The sequence below is a fragment of the Flavobacterium sp. genome (genome assembly GCF_028712645.1).
In the GTDB taxonomy this organism is placed as follows: Bacteria; Bacteroidota; Bacteroidia; order Flavobacteriales; family Flavobacteriaceae; genus Flavobacterium.
This window is the reverse complement of the sequence record NZ_JAQTPQ010000176.1, coordinates 1-7393: the sequence shown is the minus strand read 5'-3', so window position 1 is coordinate 7393 and position 7393 is coordinate 1. Positions and strand designations below refer to the sequence as shown.

Genomic DNA, 7393 nt, shown 5'->3' with positions numbered 1-7393 from the left:
TATGTACAGCAACACCCAATCTGGAGCTTTACAAGATAGCGACAAAAATAAATTTCTTTTAAGAGGTAAATATAAATCATCGGGGGGCGACGGAATTCCAATTGGTGCTTTCAATGTTCCAAGAGGTTCAGTAGTTGTAACTGCTGGAGGAAGATTATTGGTCGAAGGAATCGATTATAGTGTGAATTATCAACTGGGAAGAGTTCAAATTCTAGATCCATCCCTTCAAGCATCGAATACGCCAATCAATGTTTCATTAGAAAATAATTCTGTTTTTGGGCAGCAAACCAAACGATTTTTTGGTGTAAATGTAGAACATAAATTTACCGATAAATTTTTGGTTGGAGCCACTTTCTTAAAATTGAGCGAAAAACCATTTACCCAAAAATCTAGTTTTGGTCAGGAATCCGTAAACAATAGTATTTATGGTTTCAACCTTAATTACTCATCCGAAATTCCTTTCTTGACTCGATTAGTAAATAAATTACCAAACATTGATACGGATGTTCCTTCAAATCTTTCTGTAAGAGGAGAGGTGGCATTTTTGCAACCCAACACTCCAAAGGGAGATAGTTTTCAAGGCGAATCAACCATTTATGTAGATGATTTTGAAGGCTCTCAATCTACAATAGATATGCGTTCGGCTTATGCTTGGAGTTTGGCATCGACCCCAATGAATGATGCGCAAAGCACTTATAATTTCAATGCAAATGCAAACGATTTGAGTTATGGATTTAAAAGAGCTAAATTAGCTTGGTATTCTATCGATCCTATATTTTATACTCAAAAACCTGATGGAATTTCAAATGAAGATTTATCATTAAATAGTACAAGAAGAATTTTCAGTAGAGAGTTGTATCCAGAAACGGATATTGCACAAGGACAATCACAAGTTATAAATACATTAGACTTAAGTTATTTTCCTGCAGAAAGAGGACCTTATAACAATGGTTTGAATGTTGCTGCGAATCCGTCATCTAATTATGGAGCAATAATGCGTTCGTTAAATTCTACTAATTTTGAACAAGGAAATGTAGAATATATTCAGTTTTGGGTATTGGATCCTTATGTTGGAAAAGGAGAAATTCCACAGTCAAATACAGGTAAAATCTATTTCAATTTAGGGGAAATTTCGGAAGATATTTTAAAAGATGGAAGAAAACAATATGAGAATGGTCTTGGCCCTGATCAAATATTGGTAAATCCACAGCCAATTTGGGGTGATGTTCCAGCTTCGCAATCTTTAATTTATGCTTTTGATACCAATGCTGATAATCGAAAAAATCAAGACGTTGGTTTAGATGGACTTTCAGATGCTAATGAAGGATCTGTTTATACTAGTTATGCTTCCGATAAGGATCCAGCAGCGGATGATTACACTTATTATTTGAATGCTACAGGAAATGTTTTGGACCGATATAAAAATTACAATGGTGTCGAAGGAAATTCTGCCGTTGATATTAATGATGCGAATAGAGGTGCTTCAACCGTTCCTGATGTTGAGGATATTAATAGAGATAATACTATGAATACTATCAATGCTTACTATGAATATAGCATCGATATGAAACCCGGAATGGATATAGGTCAAAACTATATTACCGATATTAGAAACACTCAAGAACCATTGCCCGATGGATCGACAACAGATGCCCGTTGGATTCAATTTAAAATACCTGTTTCTCAGCCCGAAAACACTATAGGAAACATCTCAGATTTTAGATCAATTCGTTTTATGAGAATGTTTATGACGGGTTTCAACGATGAAGTAACAGTACGTTTTGGAGCTTTAGATTTAGTAAGAGGCGAATGGAGAAGATACACAAACACATTAGATCCAAACGATGTAAATGTTGCTGATGATGGAACAAATTTAGATGTATTGGCCGTAAATGTTCAGGAAAATAATGATAGATGTCCTATAAGTTACATCATTCCTCCAGGGGTCGAAAGGGAACAATTGTATAACAATAATACCATTATTAACCAAAACGAACAGTCATTATCATTAAGGGTTTCTGGTGATGGATTGGAGCCAGAAGATTCGAGAGCCGTTTTTAAAAATGTAAGTGTTGATATGCGTCAATTCAAAAAATTAAAAATGTTTTTGCACGCTGAATCTTTGCCTAGCGAAATTGTTCTTAATGATAATCAAATGTCTGCTTTTATTCGTTTTGGGAATGATTTTACACAAAATTTCTACCAAGTAGAAATCCCTTTAAAAGTAAGTAAACCTGTAGGAGATTGTAAATTGACCGCAGAAGAAGTATGGCCTGAAGATAACCAAATCGATTTGTCTCTAGATTTGTTAACACAATTGAAAGTCGCTGCGATGAGCATTGATATAAATACTTTGCCGCTTGACGGGATTTATTATCCAGATGATGTTGCTAATAATCCGGATGCTGATGGTAGTAGTAAATTGCGTTTAGGAATTAAAGGAAATCCAAATTTTGGAATGGTTCGTAATTTGATGTTAGGAGTAAAAAGTAATGAAACCCATCAAGATTTAAAAGGAGAAGTTTGGTTCAATGAACTTCGTTTGGCCAGTATGGACAACCATAAAGGAATGGCCGCCTTATTAAATATAGACTCCAATTTAGCTGATTTTGCAACAGTTTCTGCAACAGGTAAAAAAAGCACGATTGGATTTGGAGCTTTAGAGCAAGGACCAAATGAGAGAAGTCGTGAAGATACTAAGCAATATAATATTGTTACCAATATAAATTTAGGGAAATTATTGCCTTCTAAATGGGGAATTAATTTACCTTTTAATTATGCCGTTGGAGAAGAAATTATTACTCCTGAATACGATCCTTTTAATCAGGATATTAAATTGAAACAGTTGTTAGATAATACTTCTGACAAAGCTACAAGAGACAATTATGCCAATAGAGCCATTGATTATACGAAGCGTAAAAGCATCAATTTCATTGGAGTAAGAAAGCAAAGAAGTCCTGAGCAAAAACAGCATATATATGACCCTGAAAATTTCACTTTTTCGCAGTCATATAATGAAGTGGAACGTCATGATTTTGAAATAGAACAATACACAGATCAACAGGCAAACACGTCTGTAGATTACGCTTATAGTTTTCAATCAAAATCAGTTGAGCCTTTCAAGAAAACGAAATTTATGCAAAAAAGTAATTATTGGAAAATGTTAAGTGATTTCAATTTTAATTATTTGCCTTCCAATATTACTTTTAATACTAATATTATTCGACAATACAATCGTCAACAATTTAGGCAAGTTGATGTTGAGGGCATTGGTCTAGACCCAATGTACAGAAGAAACTTTGGGTTCAATTATCAATATGGGTTTAATTTTAATTTAACAAAATCATTGAAATTAAACTATACTGCCTCTTCGAGCAATATTGTAAAAAACTATTTGAATGAGAATAACGAACCAATTGATAGCTTTACAATATGGGATAGTTATTGGGATATTGGAGATCCAAACCAACACATGCAACAATTAGTGTTGAACTATGAAATTCCAATTAATAAAATCCCATTGTTCAGTTTTGTAAAAGCCAATTATTCTTATACAGGAGATTATAGCTGGCAACGTACTTCTACAGCAATGTCTCAAATAAATATTGGAGGAGTTGATTATAATTTAGGGAATACGATTCAAAACGCAAGCTCTCATAATTTGAATGCCACGTTTACTATGGATACTTTTTATAAATATTTGGGATTGACAAAAAACAGCAAAAAACCAGCATCCAAAACCAAAGCAGCAGCTCCTAAACCTGGCGAAAAAATAAAAAACAATAATGTACAAGTAGCCTCATCTAATCAATTTTTAGATGGTTTGATAGGTGTTTTGACCAGTGTAAAAAACATTCAGGCAAATTATACTCAGAATAGCGGTACAGTATTGCCAGGATATACGCCAGGAGTTGGATTCCTTGGGACATCAAAACCAACATTGGGATTTGTTTTTGGAAGCCAAGAAGATATAAGATTTGAAGCTGCTAAAAACGGCTGGCTTACTAATTATCAGGAATTCAATCAGAATTTTACCCAAGTAAGCAATAAGACATTCAAGGCAACTGCAAACGTGGATTTGTTTCCAGATTTTAAAGTTGATTTATCGTTAGATAGAGCTTATTCCGAAAATTTCTCTGAGCAATATGATGTTGACAATATTACCAAAGAATATAATCCGCAATCACATTACAGTTTTGGTAATTTTTCGATTTCTACCATTTTAATAAAAACAGCGTTCTCGGCAAGTGATCAAAATGCATCGGTTGCATTTGACGAATTAAAAAACAATAGATTGATTATTGCCAATCGATTGGCACAGGATTTTTATGGAGGCTCAATTCCTAGATATGGCGATGCTTTAAATCCAATTCCAGCATTAAATCCAGCGAATCCTAAGGACCCAATTAGAGCTATTTACTTGGCAAATGAAGGATATCCTATTGGTTTTGGAAAAAATAACCAAGCGGTTCTGTTGCCTGCATTTTTGGCGGCTTATTCCGGGGGCAGTGCTACAGGTGTTTCTCTTGGTATTTTTAAGAGTTTCCCAATACCAAACTGGTCTGTAAAATATAATGGATTGATGCGATATGAATTTTTCAAAAAGAACTTCAAACGATTCTCTTTGCAACACAATTACAGAGCCTCATATACCGTGAATGCATTTAGGTCGAATTTTGAATATGACAAAGCACCATCAGGATACAAACCTGGAGGTGAATTGAATACAGATTTAGGAGGTAATCTTTTTAATAAAACCATTACGTCAAATGCCAATTTGGTAGAGCAATTTAGCCCACTAATAAGGATGGATTTTGAGTTGAAAAGTTCTTTGAAAGTACTTACCGAAATCAAGAAAGACCGAGCGCTGTCAATGAGTTTTGATAATAATTTATTGACCGAAGTGAAGGGAATAGAATATGTTGTAGGTCTTGGTTATCGATTTAAAGACGTGATTTTCTCGTCAACACTAGCCGATAATCCAACAGGAATTATAAAAAGTGATATTAATTTGAAAGCTGATGTTTCGTATAGAAATAATCAAACCATTGTGAGGTATTTAGATTATGACAACAATCAATTAGCAGGAGGGCAAAATCTTTGGTCTTTAAAACTTACTGCTGATTATTCTTTCAGTAAAAACTTGACAGCCATTTTCTATTATGACCATTCCTTTTCGAAAGCGGTTATATCGACTTCATTTCCTTTGACAAATATTCGTTCTGGATTTACACTTCGATATAATTTTGGAAATTAAGTAAAGTTTTATCGTAATCAGTTTAAAAATAAAATCAGAAACAATACTTTTGATGAAAATTTAAAATTTAAAATAAAATGAACGTACCAGCAAATTTAAAGTACACAAAAGATCACGAATGGGTTAGCCTTGAAGGCGATATTGCAACAGTAGGAATTACTCATTTTGCCCAAAAAGAATTAGGTGATATTGTATATGTTGAAGTAGAAACTTTAGACCAAACATTAGAAAAAGAAGAAGTTTTTGGAACGGTAGAAGCAGTGAAAACGGTTTCCGATTTGTTTCTTCCTTTATCTGGAGAAATTATTGAGTTCAATGATGCTCTTGAAAGCAATCCAGAAAGCGTAAATACAGATCCTTATGGAGCAGGATGGATGATTAAAGTTAAAGTATCTAATTTAGATGAGGTAGATTCCTTGCTTTCAAGCGAAGCTTATAAAGAACTAATAGGTGCTTAAACAAATCTATTTTTTGTTAGCAATTTCTTGGTCTGGATTAATTTTGATTTCTTGTCTCGTGCAATCGAGCGATATGCCCCAAATTAATATTCCAAACTTGGACAAAGCAGTTCACGCCTTTTTTCATTTTGTGTTTACATCACTTTGGTTTTTATTTTTCAAAAATCAATTAAAAAGCACAACAATTTCAAAGCCATTAAGCATTGCTTTTGGTTTTTCCGTTTTATTTGGAATTGGAATCGAAATACTACAAGCACTTTTTACAATGACCAGAAGTGCTGATGTATTTGATGTTGTGGCAAATATTACTGGTGCAACTGTCGCTGTTATCGGAATTATTTTGATAGATAAATACTATAAAAAGGATACTATTAATTCTGAAAATTAAAAGTAAATATAAAGTTTTAAACCAGATGAATATCAAGCAGTACTTAGATTCGACTTATTTAAAAACACCATCACAAGCGGGACTTAGCGAAGCCGAAAACATCAAAATTGTAAAGGAATTTATTCAGGAAGCTATTGATGAAAACTTCAAACTGATTATGATTCGTCCTGATAGGGTTTCATTGGCAAATGAAATGATTGCTGCTGCTAATTCGCCGGTTCAAATAGGAACCGTCATAGATTTTCCTGAAGGAAATGCAGGGCTTGAAGCTAAACTTGTAGAGGCAACTCAAGCTATTCAGGATGGTGCAGACGATCTTGATTTTGTTTGTAATTACGAAGCTTTCAAAGAAGGAAACGTAGATTTGGTAAAAGAAGAAATTCTAAAATGTACTCAACTAGGTTTGACAAATAATAAGGTTGTAAAATGGATTATCGAAGTGGCAGCTCTAAATGACAAACAAATTATGCAGCTTTCGGCATTGATAAAAAACATTGTTATCACTAATTTCAAGGAAGAAAATTATGCTTCGGTTTTTGTAAAATCGTCTACAGGATTTTATAAAACTGAAAATAATCTTCCAAACGGAGCCACTGTTCCTGCGATAATTATGATGCTCGAAAATGCTTCGCCTCTTCCTGTAAAAGCTGCTGGCGGAGTGAGAACGTATGATGAAGCTGTCGAAATGATACGATTGGGTGTAAAACGAATTGGTACTTCTGGTGCAAAAGCTATTGCAAACGGAGAAAAAGCGCAAGGCGAATACTAAATCTCAAAAAAAATATGAAAAAAGGATTCCTGACATTGTTTTTGTCTCTTTGTACTTTTGTTGCTTTTGCACAAAATACAAATAATGGTTCAAAACAGTCTGGGCTTTCTGCTGAGCGATTTCCTGTTTTTTCAAATTGCGAAAATTTAGAATCCAACGAATTGGAGAATTGTTTCTATAATCAAGTACAGGATTTTGTATTTCAAAATTTTGTAGTTCCCGAAAATCTTGTCAAAAACAATTTTCAGGGAAAAATAAAAGTGCTTTTTGAAGTGGACGACAAAGGTATTTTTAAGGTAATTTATGTAAATGCTGTTGATGAAAACTTGATTCAAGAGGCCAAAAGGGTTTTTAGCAAGTTTCCAAAAATTCAACCATCAACTTATAATGGCAACCCAACTTATTCTAAATACAATATTACTATTTCGATCCCATTAAAAAGCCCAGAACAACTAGCTTCTGAAGCCATTGTTGCCGCCGAAATTGTAAAATCAAACACAAAACAACTCACAGAATTAGAT

At 33.8% G+C, this 7393-nt stretch carries 5 protein-coding genes; all 5 read left to right on the top strand.

Features of this window, described 5'->3' with window-relative positions; all coding sequences use genetic code 11:
- Nucleotides 1-5257 (top strand): cell surface protein SprA (sprA, locus tag PHC28_RS12990; protein WP_300101250.1); only part of this gene is annotated, 5257 nt, incomplete at its 5' end.
- A 77-nt stretch (nt 5258-5334) separates the two neighbouring features.
- The gene (gene gcvH / locus PHC28_RS12985) at nt 5335-5715 is read left to right on the top strand and encodes a glycine cleavage system protein GcvH (RefSeq protein WP_300101247.1); all 381 of its coding nucleotides are present in this window, start codon (nt 5335-5337) and stop codon (nt 5713-5715) included.
- Between the two features lie 13 nt (nt 5716-5728).
- Nucleotides 5729-6103, top strand: coding sequence for a VanZ family protein (locus PHC28_RS12980; protein WP_300101245.1), 375 nt, complete (start codon nt 5729-5731; stop codon nt 6101-6103).
- A 25-nt stretch (nt 6104-6128) separates the two neighbouring features.
- Complete coding sequence (deoC, locus tag PHC28_RS12975; protein ID WP_300101242.1) at nt 6129-6872, top strand: deoxyribose-phosphate aldolase; 744 nt, start codon at nt 6129-6131, stop codon at nt 6870-6872.
- Between the two features lie 14 nt (nt 6873-6886).
- Nucleotides 6887-7393, top strand: a 507-nt coding sequence (locus PHC28_RS12970) for an energy transducer TonB (protein WP_367278033.1), incomplete at its 3' end; no start/stop codon positions are given.